Raw genomic sequence first — 19,265 nt, 5'->3', positions numbered from 1 at the left:
ACCATGAGAAAAATCTTATTTTTTTATATCTTTTTTGTTTTTAGTGGGCAACGTTTATCCACATGAATATATATCGCCTATCTCATCACTTGAAGGAGAGGTATGGTGCATATATCCACCAGTGGGACGGACACCTGATATGTTGATGTTCAAGATGCCCCAGTGTAACACTTGGATAGAACTGGGATACAATCAGAACTAGAAAGCTGTAAAATTCCCTAATCCAAAAGCTATGGGAGGGTTGATAGGAGTTTTCAATCAAGGTTCTCAAGAAAAGACAAGAACCGTATTTATCCCTTATTTGGCATCTGATAGAATTTACCAAGTGAGACAAGGATATAAAGGGAACATCGTGATGTCTTTTACTATCTTTAGTATCATAAAATTATCTTATTTTGAATCAGAGTATTTTAAAAGAATCATTGTTAATACAACACGTTTATATTATGAAAAACTTAACAAAACATCTTTTTGTCATGTTGCTAATCGGCGCTACTATGCCGTTGGCTGCGCAACAGCGTGAAACATTGACGCAATCCATTCAGGAGAAAGTGATAACTACAGTCTTTTCTTCGGATGTAAATCCTAAAAGTTACAGTAAGAATGATGGACAGTCAAAAGAGGTGTCCTCTCGCTTTGTTTTAAAGCAGGGTGAGGCTGGCATGCCCGTCTATGAAGTTGAGGTGCCCCGTGCCGCCAAGTCGCAATACGGTGTATCTATGCACTGGAAGACTACTGACGCTGTGCATAAGGGGGATGTGTTACTTGCCCGTATCACCATGCGTACATTATCGGCTCGCCAGGAATCAAGCGAATCGGTCGTATATTACTACTTCCAAGAGGCACAAGGTTCTTTCAACAAGAGCTTCATTACCCAAATAGGTTCTGTAGAAGAGTGGAAAACCTTCAATATCCCTTTTGTAGCTCATAAAAGCATGGCGGCCGGTGAAGCCCAAATAGCCTTGGCTTTCGGTGCGTTGGCACAACATGTGGAGGTGACGGGCATTGAGGTGCTGAACTTCGGCAATTCGATACGTGTAGAGGAATTGCCTGAAACGCGTTTCTCCTATGCCGGTCGTGAAGACGGTGCGGCATGGCGTAAGAAGGCCTTGCAACGCATTGAGGAAATCCGTACATCGCCTCTTCGTGTAAAGGTGGTCGATGCCGGGGGAAAGCCGGTGAAGGGGGCCAAGTTGGAGGTTACTTTGCAGCAGTCGGACTTCATCTGGGGGACTTCTGTGAAGGAGGCACTGCTGGCTAAGGACGATGTGGAGTCGCAAACCTATAAGACCTATCTCAAGGAATTCTTCAATACAGCTGTTATAGAAAACGGATTTAAAACCGGTGGATGGGCGTGGAATGAAGACCGCAAGATGAACACCTTGCTCTCTTTTGACTGGCTCCGCGACAACGGTTTTCGCCAGCGTGGACACAATCTGGTATGGCCGGCTTGGAAGTTCAATTCTCCGCTTACCAAACACATTGCCATGCGTGACAGTGCTTCTTTCGACCGTTACATCAAGGCACAGTTTTACGAACGTATGGCTTATACCAAGGGGCAGGTCATTGCTTGGGATGTGGTAAACGAATATATGCACGAGAAAGAATTTTTCCGTTATTTGCCCCATAGTGCTATGGTAGATTGGTTTAAGTTGGCACACGAACTTGATCCTGATGCGCAGCTGTTCATCAATGAGTATGGCATGCTGAATTGTGTTCAAAGTCCGCAAAACATTCGCGAATATATGGATACCATTCAATCTCTGCGTTCAAAGGGCGCTCCTATTCATGCTATTGGCATTCAGGGGCACGTCGGTCGCCAACCTCGCAATCCAGTCCAAGTAATCACCGACTTAGACCTTTTCACTTCTATGGGATTGCCGGTGCAGATTACCGAGTTTGACATCAATACGCCTGACGAAGAGCTTCAGGCCGACTATATGCGTGATTTTCTGATAGCAGTTTATAGCCATCCTATAGTGACGGGAGTAGTTTTGTGGGGCTTTTGGGAAGAAGCTCATTGGAAACCGGATGCAGGAATGTTTCGCAAGAACTGGACACTCAAAAAGAGTGCTGATGTTTGGCGTGAGTGGGTAGTAGGAAAATGGAAAACGCATGTATTAGGTGAAACAGATAAAAATGGAATGCTAAATATTCGAGGCCATTTGGGACGATATACTATTAACGTAGAATATCATGGCACGCAAAAGGTCGAGTTGTGCCAACTGTCTAAAGATACAGAGGTAATCGAAATAAGATTATAATCAAGTTTTTATATAAAAAAAATTCATCTATATTTCTTGTTTTCCTTCTTCTTTCTTCTACCCCTTCACAGATGCCTTCTGGATGGGGGTACAATGAGTCAGGGACTGAATGGCATTCAGTCAGGGAGTCAAAGGCATTCAGTCCCTGACTGAATCCCGTTCACTCAACGAGTCAGAAAAAAAGGTACGGGAAAGGAGGGGCTTTAATTTTTTTTTTGTAAGTATTGTTTTAAGATTCGTGGAATGTATAAATAAAATGAATCCACTTTACTTGCGTATATAATAACAAAATATTCTAAAGACAGTATAGGGGATTGAAGTGCGTATAAATGAAAAATCTTTAATGAAATAATTGTTATGAATAAAAAAATAATCATCACAAATTTAATGTCAGCATTGTTTACTTTTACTACACTGTCAGCACAGGGGATAGCGGGAACTCCGGAATATATCAAAACTATCACTGCCGAGTGGACGGGAGAAAGGTTCTCTGACGGACGTCCTAAGGTTTCGGATAATCTTTTGGAAAGGCTCAAAAGAATAACTATAGAAGAGGCTTGGGCTGAACTGATGAAGTTGGGTTACCAGAATCAATATGAAGGTGACTGGATGTTACTGCACGAAAGAGAAGATGCGGTTATGACTGGAAGGGCAGTAACCGCCCAATTTATGCCAATGCGACCCGATTTGGAGAACGGAATTATTGAGCAAGGTAAGAGAGAAGGTCGTATGTGGGAACAAAAAAGAACAGTCTCTTGGGTAATTAATTCGCTGGTGAAGGGAGATGTGTATGTAGCTGATACCTATAATAAGGAGTTTCTGGGCACAGTTGTTGGTTCCAACCTTGGAAACGGTGTATTTAATGCCACTGGTAATGGTATTATCACTTATGGCCATATCCGTGATATTGAACGATTACGGAAAATTCCCGGATTTAATGCATGGATTAAGGGCTACGACCCTTCATATATGCGTCAGACAATTCTGACCAACTACAATGTACCGATTCGCATAGGGAAGGCGATAGTCCTCCCGGGTGATGCCGTTTTAGCCAAACCAGGAGCTGTGCTTTTCATTCCTCCTCATCTTGTGGAGCATATCGTGCTTACTTCTGAGTTTACCAAATTGACTGATGAATTTGGGGAGGAAATGATTAGAACAGGGGTATATACCGCAGGGCAGATAGATAGTGCTTGGAGCAAGGAAATGAACGGACGCTTTAAAATGTGGATTAATAGCTATAAAGGTAAGCTTCCTATGACAAGGGAAGAACTTGCAAAATATCTTGAGGAACGGAACTTCTAATAACGTATAAATATGAAAAGGGCATTTAATCTATCAATAGCCTTGATGTTTGCTGTACTCACATACAGTCAGAACACACTTGTCAACATTCACGATGTCGCAGTAAAGGTAGCGGATAAAGGACTCTCTGAGGTTGATTGGGGAGACTATAAGGGAAGTTGTCTGCTTCATTCCTTGGCAGATTTGGCTCTTGCCTCGGGTGACAGTGCTGACATGGCACGGATTGAAAGTATTCTTCTTGGATTCTCTGACGGACGTGTAAAGCCATACTCGGGAAATAGTTTTTATAGTTACAATGTCGGTGGGAGTGGTGCTGCTTGGTTGGCATTCAAAGGTGTGAAGTCTCTTCTACCACAAGTTTGTGAGGGAGCTAAGCATACTTGGAGTAATCAGCTTAGGAACCTTGATAATGTGATGCTTCCCTTCTATTATAGCCTTGATAAAAATCCGGTATTTGTAGATGTAGCTTTTGCAGTTACGCCTTTCTTTCTTTATGCCGGACTTTGTGAAGAGAATGATGATTATATTGATTATTCTGTATATCAGATAATGCAGGTTTATAACGACCTTAAAGATGATGAATCAGGACTGCTACAACAAGCTCGTGGTGTTGCCCAACTGAAAAAGGAAGAGAAATCTACTGATAACTGGAGCCGTGGAAATGGTTGGGGGTCAATGGCTTTTACATCTCTTATGAGGGATCTTCCTAAAAATCATCCGCAACGTAAGGCTGTGCTTGAGGCCGCTAAAGGGTTCTATCTTTCTTGCTTGAAATATCAGGATGAGAATGGGCTTTGGCATCAGGAAATGACAGATTTTACTTCTTATATTGAAACTTCAGGCAGTGCTCTTGTGCTTGCAGGAATCGGAGCTGCCATAGAGAACAAAGTTCTCAGTAAGAAATATCTTCCCCTGTTTGAAAAAGGACTCAAAGCTCTTTTGTCCTACATTGATGTAGATGGTTCGGTTGGACATACCTGCATGAGTAATCTTGCTCCTGGCAATGGGTCTAAGGAAGCATATAAATTACGCCATTATTATTTTAATGAGCCGCACGCATTCGGTCCAGTTGTATTTGCCCTTGCTCAGGCAATCCGGTTGGGTTTTAAGGAAGTCATTCTTGATTTTCCACTCGGTAGCGCCAATGAAGTTGATAGGCCAAAGACCTATGTGCGTTTCGTAAAAGAGCGTAAGGAAGATATAGCTTGGGAGAATGACAGAGTGGCATTTCGTGTATACTCTCGGCTCATTGGTGATAAAAGTATGAGTGGTGTAGATTATTGGGCAAAGTCTGTTGATTATTCCATCATTGACAGTTGGTATGGAAATGATTCCGAAGGTCGTTCATACCATCGTGACTATGGTGAAGGATGTGATTTTTATACCGTTGGCAAGAATTGTGGCTTGGGCGGAAGTGCCATTTATGCTGATGGCAGGCTTATTCCATCTCAAACATATGCAAACTATCGCATTAATCGTAACGATAATGATCGCATAGACTTCGTGTTGCAATATCAACCATTTGAAGCTGGTGGTGTGACTGTTTACGACACTAAACGCATAGAAATGGTATTAGGGACAAATTACTACAAAGTTACACAAACCGTTGAAAGTAGCAATGGAGAGGATTTGGTGCTTGCTGTCGGTCTGTCGACTTTTGGAAATGAAGAAGCCAAAGTGCAGAAAGATAAGGGACTTGTCAGTGTGGTTGAGGAAATTGCTGTACCCGAAGGTTCTGTGGCTTATAATCTGGATAACGAAAAAATGACTTCTCTTACGCTTCATTCTGCTATAGTAGCCAATCCGTCGGCGGTTATGGATATTAGAAAGATTGGCTCTAATGAGGTTGTGCTTCTTAAGGTTCGTAGTAATGAATCGGTGGTTTATTATGTTGGAGCAGGCTGGTCCGGACAGATGTATGACAGTCGTTTTAGAGGCACTACGGCTTATTGGAACAGTGTCGTTACAAATACGTCATGGGCTGAGTTGAATAAATTATATGCAAGATAGACTATTTGGTGGCTTGCTGGAAAAGACAAGTGAATTTCTTTACAGAAAGCAAGCGACCCATCCTCGGTCCTATAGTTAGGGTATTTCAGTCGTATACTGAATGCATTTCACTATACGACTGAAATGCATTCAGTATACGACTGAAACGCCCTAATCTATATCTATTGATAATTAGGCAGTTACCTCTCGTTGACCAATTGGTATGAAATTTAAACAAATCTCTGAGCCATGCCCGCTCCACTATTTCCCTGTTTACAGTCCCCCTTCCCCAAGCATGAAACGGAGTAGTAGCGGAGCGGGTATAGTTCAGACTGCCCTTGACTGAATCCGGCTCACTTAATGAGTCAGAAGAAAAGGTACGTGGAAGGAAGAGTTCTGTGAATCTGCAAGGTATAATGTCGTTGGTACTTAGGGTTGATTGCTATTTATTTTATTATTAATTAGTTCAGTTGTTTGAAGCATTTCTTTTACTATAAAATTACGCTCTGCTTTGGAGAAACGGATATCCGGTAAATAGACCCCTAAGCTGGCTATAATTTTATTCTTTTTGAATATGGGTGTGGCTAAGCCTACTACATGATTACTGTTCCAGGTAATCTCGATATTCTTTTTTCGGGTCTCATTGAGAGACTGTATCAATTCTGCTTCGTTCGTTATTTCCGGCCAATCTTCTTTAGCCGGTAATCCGACCAGACTGATGAAATCTTTTAGTTCTTTTGGAGAATAGTGAGCCAGAATCATTCTTCCTGTAGTAGCCCGGTAAGCAGTTGATTCGGATGTCGTACGTATTTGAATTTCCTGGTTACATAATGCTTCGTACACAATGATTCGTTTCCCGTTTTTGATGTGTGAGAGAATAACCGTTTCGTTGAGTCTGTTTGCCAGGCTATCAATAAGTATCTTGGTGGCATTGATTAATTGCACGTTGTATTCATTGGAAGCTGTGAGTTGATAGGCCATGTAGCCCAGCTTGTATCCTTTCTTCAACCCCATCTGTTCTACATAGCCCCGTTGCACAAGTGTCTTGAGAATGTTGGCACAGGTACCGTGGTTCAGCTCTAATTCGTCAGCTATCTCGGATAATCCCCACTCTTTGTTGTGATCATGGGCTATGACTTCTAAAATGTTAAAGGCTCTGTTTATTACTTGTATCATATTGATAAATTATATTTTTATATTTGGTATATACGAATGAAACACATGACTTGTTAAGCCTGAATTTTATAATGCAAAATTAGTGTATAAAATCTAATTTTCCAATTTTTGGAATGAAAAGAATACAGGAATTGGATAAAAAACTTTTTTAGACTCCTTTATAGCTCTATTTTATGTTTTAGAACATAATAGATATAATCTTTTGAAAAATAGTTTTGTTGTTAATAATATCTTATTTATTTTTGCAATGTAAAATTATGGCGCTATAATGTAAAATTGAAATTTGCTAATTAATTTAATTACTATGTTGAAACATGTTTGTATGACATTTCTGATTCTGTTTTTGTTGCCGGTGGTAATAAGTGCGCAGAATGTTTTGACGGGGCATGTAAAAGATGCCCGGACAAATGAACCTTTAATTGGTGTAAGCGTGGTTTTGAAAGGAAATACTACGGTGGGAACTATTTCCGACATCGATGGAAACTTCAAGTTGGATATTCCCGCTTCTTCTACATTAATCTTTTCTTATATAGGCTATGCTACTCAAGAGGTAGCTGTTGGGGAACGTAAAACTCTGCAAATAGCTTTGTCCGAAGACTCCAAAACACTTGATGAAGTGGTGGTTGTGGGGTATGGTACCCAGAAAAAGGTGAATCTAACCGGTTCTGTCAGCCAAGTAAAGATGGATGACATAGCTGCTAACCGTCCGGTAAATTCTATTGCCGATGCTTTGATGGGTAACGTGCCGGGATTGACACTTTCGGGTAATTCGGGTGAACCGGGTTCGGGTTATGATTTTCAGATTCGTGGTACTTCCAGTATTAATGGTGGTGAGCCTCTGATTCTGGTGGATGGTATTGCCATTGATATTTCTTCGTTAAACCCTAATGACATTGAGTCTGTATCCGTACTGAAAGACGCTTCGTCTGCTGCTATTTATGGTGCGCGTGCCGCATTCGGTGTTGTTTTGATTACGACTAAGAAATCAACCAAGGAAAAGAAACCCAGTATCACTTTCTCTGCAAAGCTGTCTTTGTCCAATCCACAGAGTATGGCCAAGCGTGCCACTCCTTTGCAGACAGTGCAGGCTTTGTTGGCTGCCAACTACACGACATTTGTCGGTGGTCAGTCTTTTGCCGAATGGGAGAAGCTATTGAAGCAGTATGAAGCCAATCCGTCACAGTATCCTGACGGTTATATAGATATAGATGATGTTCGTTATCAGTTGGCTGCTACTGATCCAACTGATGATTTGATGTCTACCGGTTTCCAGCAAATTTATGATGTGGCTGTTTCCGGTGGCTCAAAAAAAACGAAGTACCGTCTTTCTGCCAGTTACCTTGATCAGGATGGTGTACTTGTTACCAGCAAAGACAGCTATAAACGCTATAACATCACTTCCTTCATCAGTTCCGATATCACTTCGTGGTTGACTACAGAATTGACGACTCTTTACACGCACAGTGATAAGCAGGACCCTTACCGGCTACAGTTTAACAGCCGTGATGTGTGGGCACAAGCTGTACATCTGCCTTCGTTCTATCCCACGGGCGGAGTTACTATTGACGACAAGTATTACCGTTATGCTACGGCGGCTCATATGATGGATAGCGCAGTTCCTACGGAATCGAATTATAACCGTCTCAACATGTTGGGCCGTTTGATTCTAAAACCATTGAAAGGATTGACGGTGACTGGTGAATATTCCATTAACAAGACATTTTATTCTCAAAAGGAATTCAACAAACGCATAGATGACTTTGCTGATGGGCGTAACAATACAGTGTTGCCAGCTAATGAGCCCTATTCTACTTACCGCTTTCAGAAGTCCAATACGGACTATGATGCTTTGAATTTATTTGCTACATACAATAAGAAGATTAGCGACCACGAATTTACGGTAATGGCTGGTATGAATATGGAGAGATATAATAATGAGAATCTTACAGCCTCGCGTGGAAATATGATCAATGATGAAATACCTGCTTTGGGCTTAGCCACCAATGTGCCCAGTGTCAGTGACGGTTATAACGAGAATGCCATCTTCGGCACTTTCTATCGTGTGAATTACTCTTTCAGGGATCGCTACTTGTTTGAGGCTTCGGGGCGTTATGACGGCTCTTCCAAGTTTCCCGAAGAGAACCGTTTCGGCTTCTTCCCCTCTTTTTCAGCCGGTTGGCGTATTAACCAAGAGGCATTCCTTAGAGATGTGAAATTCCTTTCCAACCTGAAGCTGAGAGCCTCTTGGGGTAGCATCGGCAATCAGAACATTAAAGACTATCAGTTCCTTCCTACCATGACATCGGTGAAAGCCGAATGGGGGATTGATGAAGACAAACCTCTTACTCTCAACACGCCTTCATTAGTTCGTGCTAACTTCACTTGGGAAGAAGTGCGTACCACCAACATCGGCCTTGATTGGGGATTTTTCAACGATCGTTTAACTGGTAGTTTCGATCTTTTCCGCCGTGAGACCTTGGATATGCTGGGACCGGGTGCCGACTATCCGTTGACATTGGGTGCTGCTTCTCCCTTACAAAACGCTGCTAATATGCGCACTGACGGTTGGGAACTCCAGTTGAACTGGCGTGACAAGATAGGGGAGGTTTCTTACGGCATCGGTTTTAATCTCAGTGATGCCAAGTCTAAAATTACGAAGTATAACAATCCGACCAAGAGCTTGGATGCTATAGACCGCATAGATAATAGGGGTTATTACGAAGGCCAAGAATTGGGTGAAATCTGGGGCTATGTGAGTGACCGCCTCTACACGGTGGATGACTTTGTAGAAGGTACCCTAAAGACCACTGCCGATGGTGAGCTGTCCGGTGGTACGCTGAAAGACGGTATACCGCGTTTTGACGGTTGTAATCCTAATCCGGGTGACATGCTTTTCAAGTATGCTGATGAGAACGGTCTGATTTGGAAGTCGGATAACACGGCTGACAATCCGGGATCTCGCCGTATTATTGGTAATTCCACTCCTCGCTATACGTATGGTATTAGTGGTAATGTTTCCTGGAAAGGTTTTGACCTCTCGTTCCTATTGCAGGGTGTTGGCAAACGTGACCTTTGGCTTTGGAATAACTTTACGGCTCCTTTTGCCAGTGGTGGCACAGAATATTCATTCTATACAAATCTGCTGAATTATTGGACTCCGGAACATCAGAATGCTTATTTTGCCCGCAGATATGAAGGCAACTATGGTGCCAATTCTGATGCCAACTCTCAGGTACAAACCCGTTATTTGTTTGATGCCTCTTATCTGGACCTTAAGAGTGTGGTTCTTTCTTACAGTATTCCCAGAACGTTGCTGCAGAAGGCAGGCATTGGTTCTATGTCGGTATTTGTCAGTGGCGAGAACCTCCTTTCGTTTAATCATATGCCCGATGGTATTCACCCCGACAGTAAGTCTCGTGGATATGCAGAAGGGGTGTCCCAGGGTGGTATGACTTATCCGATGATGCGTAAGTTTACGTTTGGAGTCAATGTATCATTTTAATCCATTTAATTCATTAAGAACATGAAAAAGAATACTTATATATTACTCTTGTTGTGGAGTGTCATGCTGATTTCTTGTGATGACCTTTTGAATATAGAGCCGAAGGATAAGTTGACCACCACCACCTCCTTTAAGACCTACTCTAATTTCAAGACTTACAGTTGGGGGCTTTATAATATTTTTAATGCAGATGCGATGAGTGCTTGGGACAAAGACAAGGAGTCTCATCTGATGGTGAACAACAACTCTTCCAATAATAACGTGTGGGCCTATCAGAATGTGACCGAGGCCACCGGAAACTCAGAGTGGAATTTTGAGTATATTCGCCGTGTCAATACCATGCTCGACAATATTGACGGTTCTGAGATGAGCGAGAGCGACAAAGCGCATTGGCGCAGTGTAGGACTCTTCTTTCGTTCTTTCCGCTACTTCCAGTTGCTGTCAAAATATGGTGGTGTACCTTGGATAGAACATGTGATTGGTGAGGATGATACGGAAGTGCTCTATGGCCCACGTGCTACTCGCGACGAAGTGGCTGCCAATATTTTGCGCGATCTGAAAGATGCCGAGAAAAATATTAAACCTGCCGGTGACGGTAACAATACTATTAATCAGAAAGTGGTGCAAGCACTGATTTCCCGTTTCGCCATCTTTGAAGGAACTTGGCGTAAATATCACGGTTTGGGCGATGCTGAGAAATACCTGCAGGTTTGTGCTGATTATTCCAGAAAGCTGATTGATGCAGTTCCCAACGTGGCAGATAGCTATGAACTGCTCTTTACTTCTGAAAGTCTGGCTGGAATGCCCGGTGTGTTACTCTATTTTGAGTATTCTGACAAAGCCGGACTGACCCATCAGGGCGGACGCCAGTCAGGTTCTTCTGGTAACGTGTATGAAGGGACAAAAGAGTTGGTGAACCTCTACTTGTGCAGCGACGGCAAGCCAATTGGCAGCAGCGAACTGTATAAAGGAGATGTTACGGCATTTGATGAGTTCCGTAACAGAGACTATCGCTTGTATTTCACTATTGTGCCTCCTTTCCGTGTGAAAGTAAACGGGAATAATGATACGAACTGGAAACGCTCCAACCGGGCGAAGCCGTAACTTTTGGTACTAATACGTATGTCTTGACAGAAGAAGACTGCCAGAAGTTTACCGAAAACATTGACCTGCTGGAAAGAATTTCTGACCCCGGTCATAAACGTTTGCCCAGTCATGCTTGGAACAATTCGACTACTAATGGCTCTGCACCGCGTTTCAGATCTTATTCCCAAGGAGGGGGTACTCCGTTTACTGGACGTTTTGGCTATTGGTTCTGGAAATATTATAATGAAACAGACTGCATCACCAAACATGCACAGAACACTACTGATATGGCTCGCTTCCGCATTGAGGAGACTATGTTGAACTATGCCGAAGCCATGTGCGAACTGGGCCGATTTGACCAGGAGGTAGCCGATTTAACCATCAATAAGTTGCGCCCACGTGCCAACGTCGCTTCCATGAAGGTGGCTGAAATCAATGACAGCTTTGACCCCAACAGAGACCAGACAGTTCCGGCTTTGCTGTGGGAAATCCGTCGCGAACGTTCTGTGGAGCTATTGGGCGAGAACTTTGCCTTTGATGACATCCGACGCTGGAAGAAGGGCAATTATTTAGATAAGGAGTTGACGGGATGTCGCGTGAAGAACGCCGACTATGACAACACTTTGGAAATTCAAGGTTGCGGTGGTGTGGCAGGCAGTGCCAATAAGGAGGGATACGTTGTTTTCCGCCAGCAACCGAAGGGCTTCTTGGATCACTATTATCTCTATCCTGTACCTATTAAGGAATTGGTACTAAATCCACAGTTGAAACAAAATCCCGGCTATAAAGAGACAGCAGATTAATGAAAAATGTATATTTGAGGTAAAAACTTGATGGGATAACAGAATTATGAAAAGTAAATTTTTACTTGTTGTTGGAACACTTTGCCTTGCAGCCTCGCAGCTGCAAGGGCAAGTTTCCTATCTTCCACTAAAGATGGAAGGCAACTACTGCCCTATGGGGCAATTAATTCCGAAAACAGTAAAGGAAATCAAGGCCGATAACCTTACTGTGGGATGTGAAGTCTTAGACAGAGACTATACTGACTATGACGAATATAAAACTTATCTTCCGGCATTGGGCATGAAGAAAATACGCCTGCAAGCCGGATGGGCAAAAACTGAAAAACAAAAGGGGGTGTATGACTTTGCCTGGTTGGACCACATCATAGATGATGCTTTGTCACGCGGGTTGCAGATATGGTTGCAAACCTCTTATGGTAATCCTATTTATCAAGGTGGTGGTACCACAAACTTGGGCGGTGGTATGCCTAAGTCCGAGGAAGCCAAGCAGGCTTGGAACAAATGGGTGGAGGCCATGGCTACACGTTATCTGGGCAAAGTGCACGAATGGGAGATATGGAATGAACCGGATTTGAGTGAGAAAATTCCTGCTGAAGATATTGTGGATATGAATGTTCGCACAGCTGAGATTATCAAAAAGGTAGATCCGAAAGCGCGTATTGCCGGATTTGCATTCTGTACGCTGAATGGTAAATTGCTGGAAGATTGTCTCAAACTGGTGAAAAGAGAAGGAAAACAGAACTTGTTCCATTGGATTTCTTACCATGGTTACGAATATCGTCCGGAGAATTCCTACAAGGCAGTCATGAATTTCCGTCAAATAATCGACAAATATGCTCCCGGTATCCAATTACGGCAGGGTGAAAACGGCGCTCCCTCGAAAGGACACATGGGCGGTGCGCTCGACAACTATGACTGGACTGAAATTTCACAGGCCAAATGGAATTTGCGCCGGTTATTGGGCGATCATGCTCATGGGGTAGAAACAAGCATTTTCTCTATTATTGATATGGCCTATCCTACGGGAGTGAACAAATATGTAGCTAAACTCAATGTAAAGGGCTTGATTCAGTCCAATGGAGAGAAAAAAGCTCTCCGCACGAAACTTGCTTATAAGGCCGTGCAGCATTTTGCTACGTTGTTCGATAACTTTTCCAATCCAATCACTTCATATCAGATGAGTTGTGGCGGTGGCGAAGAAGCTTTTACCCATAATCTCTATCAGAATGCAGAGGGGGCTTATAGTTTCCTGATATGGAATCAGAGCGAAGCTCCGCGTAACGATAATGAGTTGCAATATAAAGATATGATACTCACTGGGTGTAATTTCGCACAACCGGTGTGGGTTGATTTGCTCACTGGATGGATTTTTGAGATACCGGTTTCCGCCTATTCCAAGCAAGGAGATAATTTTATTTTGCGCGGTGTGCCGGTATATGATTCTCCGATAGTAATCATTGAAAAAAGTGCTTTGAACTGATGGACACTCTGATGCATCTTCAACAACTGGATTACATCGCTGTGGGCATTTACATTTTGCTCATGGGGGTGATAGGACTTTCCTTCGGATGGCTTGTCAAGGATGTTGGCTCCTACTTTAAGGGTGGGGGAACTATTCCTTGGTTAATGGCCACCATTACAAACTTTATGGGATTGTTCAGTACCTTCGTGTTTGTGGCATATGCCGGTATAGCCTATGAATATGGATTGGTTTCCATCACTGTGTTTTGGACAACCGTACCTGCTTGTATAATAGCTGGAGTGTGCTTTGGCAAGCGGTGGAGACGGACGGGACATACTACTCCGGTAGAGTATCTGGAACAGCGCTACGGCTATTCCGTACGTAAGTTGGTGACGTGGATGGGACTGGTGATGCGTTTTCTGGACAATATGGTGAGACTCTATGCTATCGGTGTGTTTATCACTGTAGTCACACCCTTGTCGCTGGAATGGGCTATCGTAATTTCAGGTATTATCGTAACAGCTTTCAATATCATTGGCGGTATTTGGACGGTAACCATTATGAGCACTGTGCAATTTGTTATCTTGATATTGGTAACTGGCATTCTCTTGCCTCTTTCTATGGGGCATATAGGGGGAATAGACGTTCTGCAAGATAAGTTGCCTGCAAATATGACCTGGTTTAACGGGCCGAAAGGTGCTCCGCTGTGGCTGATTGTATATGCTATTATGACGGTTATAAAATACAATGAGAATTGGACGTTTATCCAGAAGTTCTATTGTGTACGCGATGAATCGGCGGCAAAAAAAGTGGGGCTGGTTAGCGGTCTGCTGTTTCTGGTATTCACTCCTATATTTTTGTTACCGGCTGTTGCCTCGCCACTTATAGTACCTGCCATTCCTGATCCGGAAATGTCTTATGTAGCCGTTTCTTCCATGCTGCTTCCGGTGGGAATTATGGGTATCATGTTTTCTTCCATGTTTGCCGCTACCATGTCATCGCTTAACGCTGAGTATAACGTGATGGCAGGTGTGCTGACCAACGATGTGTATTTTCGCATGATGAATCCCAAGGCGACTCCCAAACAATTACTTTCTGTAGCTCGCATTTCAACTTTGGGTGTGGGTGTCATTATGATTTTAGGAGCTATCGGCATCCGTAATTTTGGAGGAGCTTTTGAGGCCAATAAACTATTTACGGGTATTCTGGCTATTCCGGTAGGGATTCCTTTAGTGCTGGGCATTGTGTCACGCTATCCCAATAAGGCTTCGGCCATTAACACTATTCTGGTAGGTATCATTGCCGGTATTGTACTCAACATGTTGCCTTCGGTGTCTTGGGAAATGGCTACATTGATAGAGACGGCTCTGTGTTTACTCATTTATTATTATCCTTCACTGGCGCGTAAAAAAAGAATAATATCGGATAATGAAAAGGCTTTCTTCAAATTAGTGGAAACACCTATTCGTGAAGAAGAAAAGCCTGTTATTTCACCGCAGTATACTCGGGTTTTATTCTATCTCTTCGTATTTTCCATGGTGGTGTCGGGAATATTGTTCAGTGCTATCAGTATTCCTTCGATAAGTACAACGGGTGGACGTTACGGTTTCTTAGCAGGGATTCTTTGCTTGTTGGCAGCGGTAGTGATATTCATAATATATAAACTAAAAAGAAATAAGAAATGAAGATAGCATGGTATTTACCTACACTTCCCAGCGTGAAATGGCAGGTTGCCAAACAATTGGGAGTGGATTATGCGGTAGCGGCATTGCCTCCCGAACGTTACTATATGAAACCTTGGGATTTCAAGGCATTGCTTTATGCTAAGCAGAGTCTGGCTGATGCAGGCTTGAAATTGGAAGTCATTGAGCCGGCGCCTCCCCATTATCACATCAAGCTCGGTTTGCCGGGGCGTGATCAGGAGATAGAAGTTTTTAAGAATGTACTGCGCAATATGGCAGCTTTGGATATTCCTATTCTTTGTTACAATTTCATGCCGCAGTCCGGTTGGTATCGCACCAGCTTTTCCAAGAAAGGGCGTGGAGGCGCCTTGGTAACTTGTTTCGATAATTCTTTGGTAGAGAAAGCGCCGTTGCTCACCGAAGCAGGACATTTGGGCGACGAGCGAATTTGGGATAATTATAAATATTTTATGGAGCAAATACTGCCTGTGGCCGAGGAATGCAAGGTAAAGTTAGCCCTCCATCCGGATGACCCTCCCGTACCTTCGCTGCAAGGGGTAGCCCGTATTTTCCGCAGTGCAGAAAACATGGACAAAGCAATGCGGCTTTTTCCGAGCGACTACAACGGCATAACCCTTTGTCAGGGAACCTTTGCCGCCATGGGTGAGAATATACCGCAAGTCATAGAGCACTTTGGCAGTCGTGGCAAAATTTTCTTTGTCCATTTCCGTGATATCCGTGGTACGGCTTCTTGTTTTGAGGAGACTTTTCATGACGAAGGCATGACGGATATGAAGGCTTGCATTGAGGCTTATCGAAAAGTGGGTTTCGATGGAGTGGTACGTACTGACCATGCACCTATTATGGCTGGTGAAGGAGGGGATAATCCTGCTTATGAGATGTTGGGGCATATTTTTGCAACCGGCTATTTAAAGGGATTATTGGAAGAATAATACAGATAAAAAAAACAATTATATAAATAAATATTTTAGTTTATGGCTGAAAAACAATTGATGAAGCTTGATAAGCTTCGCGAAAAATTGGACAAGATAGAGACCGCTGAGTTTCCCATTTCCGAGGCTGAACTTTGTGATCGTTATGAGAAACTGTATACTGGAGCAGTGAATGATGTGCTGCGTGAGGCTACCTTTATGGACCAGGCTTTACCTGTAAATATTCTACCGCTTAAGTTCGAGATGGTATCTTGCGGCATTGCATTCACTGTACGCAGTAATCCCGACCCGACAGTGGGAGGAGAGATGGAAATTCGTGCCAAGATGCTCGACGATATGCCTCGCGATTGTTGTGTGGTGTGGGATGCTGGTGAAGAAACCGAAGCAGCTCATTGGGGCGAGGTGATGACAGCATCGGCTATTGCCCGTGGTGCACGTTGTGCGGTGGTAAATGGTGGTTTACGCGACACCCGTAAAGTTTTGGTGCAGAATTTCCCTGTCTTCTACCGTTACCGAAGTTCTAACGGTTCGCTGGGGCGTACCAAGATTACGGGCTATAACACTCCCGTGCGTATAGGAAAGGTTTATATCAAGCCGGGTGATGTTATCTTTGGCGATATTGACGGCGTTGTTGTTATTCCTCGTGCCATTGCTTACGATGTGTTGGTACGTGCAGAGGAAATCAATACGAATGAGAGAGAGATGCGTGGTTGGGTACATCCGGGATTCTCGGCTGTAGAGATGGTTAATAACGGAGGATATTTCTAAACAATGAAGGCTACATTCTTGACAAAAGATTTCTTGTTGCATACGGATGCTGCCCGTGAACTGTATCATGTGTATGCTGAGAATCTTCCCATAATAGACTATCACAACCATTTGGACCCTAAAGCATTGGCCACTGACCAATGCTACGGTGATTTGGCCGAGTTGTGGGTGGCACACGACCCTTACAAGCACCGTGCTATGCGCATCGACGGTGTTCCCGAAAATCGCATCACGGGCAAGGTTTCATCCAAGGAGAAGTACGAAGCATGGGCTCGTACTTGTCCTGATGTGATAGGAAATCCGCTTTACCATTGGACAGCTTTGGAATTGAAACGTATTTTCCATGTGGACGACCTGCTGGCGCCCGATACGGCAGAGAGGATTTATCAGCATTGCAATTCGTTATTGCAGCAGAAAGAGTACAGCACTGTGGGCATTCTTCGCAAATGGAATACAGAAATTGTTTGTACCTCTGACGATTTGCTGGATGATGTGTCGCTGCATCGCACGGCTTCTGAATGTGCTACATACTTAAAAGTGTTGCCTTCGTTGCGTGCCGATTCCATGCTGGCTTTTGGAACTCCGAACTTCAAATCATGGATGGAGCGCCTGGAGCAGGTGGCTCCCATCAACTCGTTGGAAGATTATTTGTATGCTCTGCATCTGCGCCTTGATGCGTTTGAGGAAGCTGGTTGCCGACTGTCCGACCATGCTCTCGACAGCGGATTTGCTTTTCTCTTGCCCGATGTTGATGAAGCTTCACGTATTTTCGCTGTTTATTTGCAGAGCGGTCATATGACGGCTGCCGATAAGGTAAAGCTGAGCTCTTTTGTACTGCTAAAGTTGGCGCAAGAGTATGCTGCCCGTGGTTGGGTGATGCAACTGCATATAGGTGCCGAACGTTTTACGACCAGCCGTTTGCGCCGTTTGTGTGGTCCGGCCGGTGGATATGCTACGATAGGCAATGTGTGCGACATTCGTAGTTTATGCGACTTTTTGGATAGTGCCGAGTCAGCCGAGGGCATGCCTAAAACCATACTCTATACGCTCAATCCGGCAGATAATGCCGCTTTTGCCACCCTTACAGGCTCTTTTACGGGTGATGGAGTGGTAGGAAAACTGCAATTTGGTCCGGCTTGGTGGTATAACGACCACAAAGAAGGCATTGAAAATCATTTTCGTGCTTTGTCCAGTTATGGCTTATTGAGCCGCTTTATCGGCATGACTACAGACTCACGTAGCATCCTCTCCTTCTCGCGTCACGAATATTTCCGTCGTATACTTTGCGGATATATTGGCGAACAGGTGGAAAAGGGCGAACTCCCCAATGAGATGGAATTGTTGGGGGAGATGGTGAAGAACATTTCGTATAATAACGTTTATAATTGGTGTTTTAGTCGGAAATCAAACTAAAAATGAAAGAATGATGGAAATAAAAAATAAAGTGGCAGTCGTTACGGGTGCCGGTGGAACACTTGGCTCGGCTATGGCTGTTGACCTTGCTACGCAGGGATATAAAGTGGTGCTCGTGGGGCGCAGTGTGGATAAGCTGAAGGTGATAGAAGAACAAATCAAGGCGAAAGGTGGTGTTTGCGTATGCCTGGCGGCTGATGTGAGAAACTTGGAGCAAGTCAAGGCGTTGCGCCGGGAAGTGCTGCGCATTTATGGTCGTTGCACGGTGTTGATTAATGCGGCAGGAGGCAACCAGCCCGATGCTGTGACCACCATTAACCGCTACGATCCGGTAGAGCTAACGGCAGAAAATACCGAACGCGGTTTCTTCAATCTCGACATGAACCGTTTCCTCGATGTGGTGAATGTAAATATAATGGGGACGGTGATTCCTTGCCAAGAGTTTGCCCGCGACATGGTAGAAGAGGGTGGAGGTGCCATCATTAATTTTGCTTCGATGAATACCTATCGTCCTTTGTCCCGCATTCCGGCTTATGCCTTAAGCAAGGCAGGCATCTCCAATTTCACTCAATGGCTGGCTGCTTATTTAGCTCCTGCCCACATCCGCGTGAACGCCATTGCGCCCGGCTTCTTTTTGAACGATCGTAGTCGCAAGCTGCTGCTCACTCCTGAGGGCGGCTATTCGGAACGTGGCGGCAACATTATCCGTCAAACTCCTATGGGTAAATTCGGTGAAGCCGAAGAACTGCTGGGGTGTATGAATTGGTTGATTGATGATGAAAAAGCAGGCTTTGTAACCGGTATTACCATACCGGTTGACGGTGGCTTCCTTTCCGATTCCGGCTTATAGGAATGCGATGAA

12 protein-coding genes and 1 pseudogene are annotated in these 19,265 nt (G+C 43.9%); 12 read left to right on the top strand and 1 reads right to left on the bottom strand.

Going from position 1 to position 19,265, the window contains the following annotated elements:
* The first annotated feature begins 446 nt into the window (after positions 1-446).
* The 3 genes from BN161_RS20250 (at position 447) to BN161_RS28220 (ending at position 5,579) form a co-directional block, all read left to right on the top strand.
* Positions 447-2,264: an endo-1,4-beta-xylanase gene (locus BN161_RS20250; RefSeq protein WP_081743760.1), complete on the top strand. Its 1,818-nt coding sequence runs from the start codon at positions 447-449 to the stop codon at positions 2,262-2,264.
* Positions 2,265-2,621: 357 nt separating this feature from the next.
* Positions 2,622-3,569, top strand: a complete 948-nt coding sequence (locus BN161_RS20245; protein WP_044269702.1) for an RraA family protein — start codon at positions 2,622-2,624, stop codon at positions 3,567-3,569.
* 12 nt (positions 3,570-3,581) lie between these two features.
* On the top strand, positions 3,582-5,579 hold the full coding sequence (locus BN161_RS28220; protein ID WP_081743759.1) for a DUF4861 family protein: 1,998 nt from the start codon (positions 3,582-3,584) through the stop codon (positions 5,577-5,579).
* 408 nt (positions 5,580-5,987) lie between these two features.
* Here the strand turns inward: BN161_RS28220 and BN161_RS20230 are convergent, their stop codons facing one another.
* Entirely contained in the window at positions 5,988-6,734 is a 747-nt protein-coding gene (locus BN161_RS20230; RefSeq protein ID WP_044269701.1) for an IclR family transcriptional regulator, read from the bottom strand.
* Between the two features lie 322 nt (positions 6,735-7,056).
* On the opposite strand from BN161_RS20230, the gene BN161_RS20225 reads away from it, so the two are divergent.
* The 9 genes and pseudogenes from BN161_RS20225 to BN161_RS20190 all read left to right on the top strand — a co-directional run bounded on the left by BN161_RS20225 (position 7,057) and on the right by BN161_RS20190 (position 19,253).
* Positions 7,057-10,236 carry a SusC/RagA family TonB-linked outer membrane protein gene (locus tag BN161_RS20225; RefSeq protein ID WP_052356352.1) on the top strand — a complete coding sequence of 1,060 codons (3,180 nt, stop codon included), beginning with the start codon at positions 7,057-7,059 and terminating at the stop codon, positions 10,234-10,236.
* Positions 10,237-10,257: 21 nt separating this feature from the next.
* A pseudogene (locus BN161_RS31090) lies at positions 10,258-11,250 on the top strand (RagB/SusD family nutrient uptake outer membrane protein); the annotation flags it as partial.
* Between the two features lie 113 nt (positions 11,251-11,363).
* Entirely contained in the window at positions 11,364-12,125 is a 762-nt protein-coding gene (locus BN161_RS31085; protein ID WP_052356350.1) for a RagB/SusD family nutrient uptake outer membrane protein, read from the top strand.
* A 46-nt stretch (positions 12,126-12,171) separates the two neighbouring features.
* Positions 12,172-13,605: a GH39 family glycosyl hydrolase gene (locus BN161_RS20215; protein ID WP_052356349.1), complete on the top strand. Its 1,434-nt coding sequence runs from the start codon at positions 12,172-12,174 to the stop codon at positions 13,603-13,605.
* Positions 13,605-15,272 carry a sodium:solute symporter family transporter gene (locus BN161_RS20210; protein ID WP_044269700.1) on the top strand — a complete coding sequence of 556 codons (1,668 nt, stop codon included), beginning with the start codon at positions 13,605-13,607 and terminating at the stop codon, positions 15,270-15,272. The genes BN161_RS20215 and BN161_RS20210 overlap by 1 nt, the downstream gene beginning before the upstream one ends.
* Entirely contained in the window at positions 15,269-16,222 is a 954-nt protein-coding gene (locus tag BN161_RS20205; protein ID WP_044269699.1) for a mannonate dehydratase, read from the top strand. Before BN161_RS20210 ends, BN161_RS20205 begins: the two co-directional genes overlap by 4 nt.
* Before the next feature lie 42 nt (positions 16,223-16,264).
* Entirely contained in the window at positions 16,265-16,990 is a 726-nt protein-coding gene (locus tag BN161_RS20200; protein WP_044269698.1) for an RraA family protein, read from the top strand.
* A gap of 3 nt (positions 16,991-16,993) precedes the next feature.
* Positions 16,994-18,403 carry a glucuronate isomerase gene (gene uxaC, locus BN161_RS20195; RefSeq protein ID WP_044269697.1) on the top strand — a complete coding sequence of 470 codons (1,410 nt, stop codon included), beginning with the start codon at positions 16,994-16,996 and terminating at the stop codon, positions 18,401-18,403.
* Positions 18,404-18,413: 10 nt separating this feature from the next.
* Entirely contained in the window at positions 18,414-19,253 is an 840-nt protein-coding gene (locus BN161_RS20190; RefSeq protein WP_044269696.1) for an SDR family NAD(P)-dependent oxidoreductase, read from the top strand.
* Positions 19,254-19,265: the final 12 nt, after the last annotated feature.

It is taken from the genome of Bacteroides timonensis (genome assembly GCF_000513195.1).
GTDB lineage: Bacteria > Bacteroidota > Bacteroidia > Bacteroidales > Bacteroidaceae > Bacteroides > Bacteroides timonensis.
This window is presented reverse-complemented; position numbering and strand designations above follow the sequence as displayed.

Excerpts from the sequence above, each read along its gene's own strand:
- BN161_RS20250 (WP_081743760.1), top strand. The coding sequence starts at position 447 with ATGAAAAACTTAACAAAACATCTTTTTGTCATGTTGCTAATCGGCGCT.
- BN161_RS20245 (WP_044269702.1), top strand. The coding sequence starts at position 2,622 with ATGAATAAAAAAATAATCATCACAAATTTAATGTCAGCATTGTTTACT.
- BN161_RS28220 (WP_081743759.1), top strand. The coding sequence starts at position 3,582 with ATGAAAAGGGCATTTAATCTATCAATAGCCTTGATGTTTGCTGTACTC.
- BN161_RS20230 (WP_044269701.1), bottom strand. The coding sequence starts at position 6,734 with ATGATACAAGTAATAAACAGAGCCTTTAACATTTTAGAAGTCATAGCC.
- BN161_RS20225 (WP_052356352.1), top strand. The coding sequence starts at position 7,057 with ATGACATTTCTGATTCTGTTTTTGTTGCCGGTGGTAATAAGTGCGCAG.
- BN161_RS20215 (WP_052356349.1), top strand. The coding sequence starts at position 12,172 with ATGAAAAGTAAATTTTTACTTGTTGTTGGAACACTTTGCCTTGCAGCC.
- BN161_RS20210 (WP_044269700.1), top strand. The coding sequence starts at position 13,605 with ATGGACACTCTGATGCATCTTCAACAACTGGATTACATCGCTGTGGGC.
- BN161_RS20205 (WP_044269699.1), top strand. The coding sequence starts at position 15,269 with ATGAAGATAGCATGGTATTTACCTACACTTCCCAGCGTGAAATGGCAG.
- BN161_RS20200 (WP_044269698.1), top strand. The coding sequence starts at position 16,265 with ATGGCTGAAAAACAATTGATGAAGCTTGATAAGCTTCGCGAAAAATTG.
- uxaC (WP_044269697.1), top strand. The coding sequence starts at position 16,994 with ATGAAGGCTACATTCTTGACAAAAGATTTCTTGTTGCATACGGATGCT.
- BN161_RS20190 (WP_044269696.1), top strand. The coding sequence starts at position 18,414 with ATGATGGAAATAAAAAATAAAGTGGCAGTCGTTACGGGTGCCGGTGGA.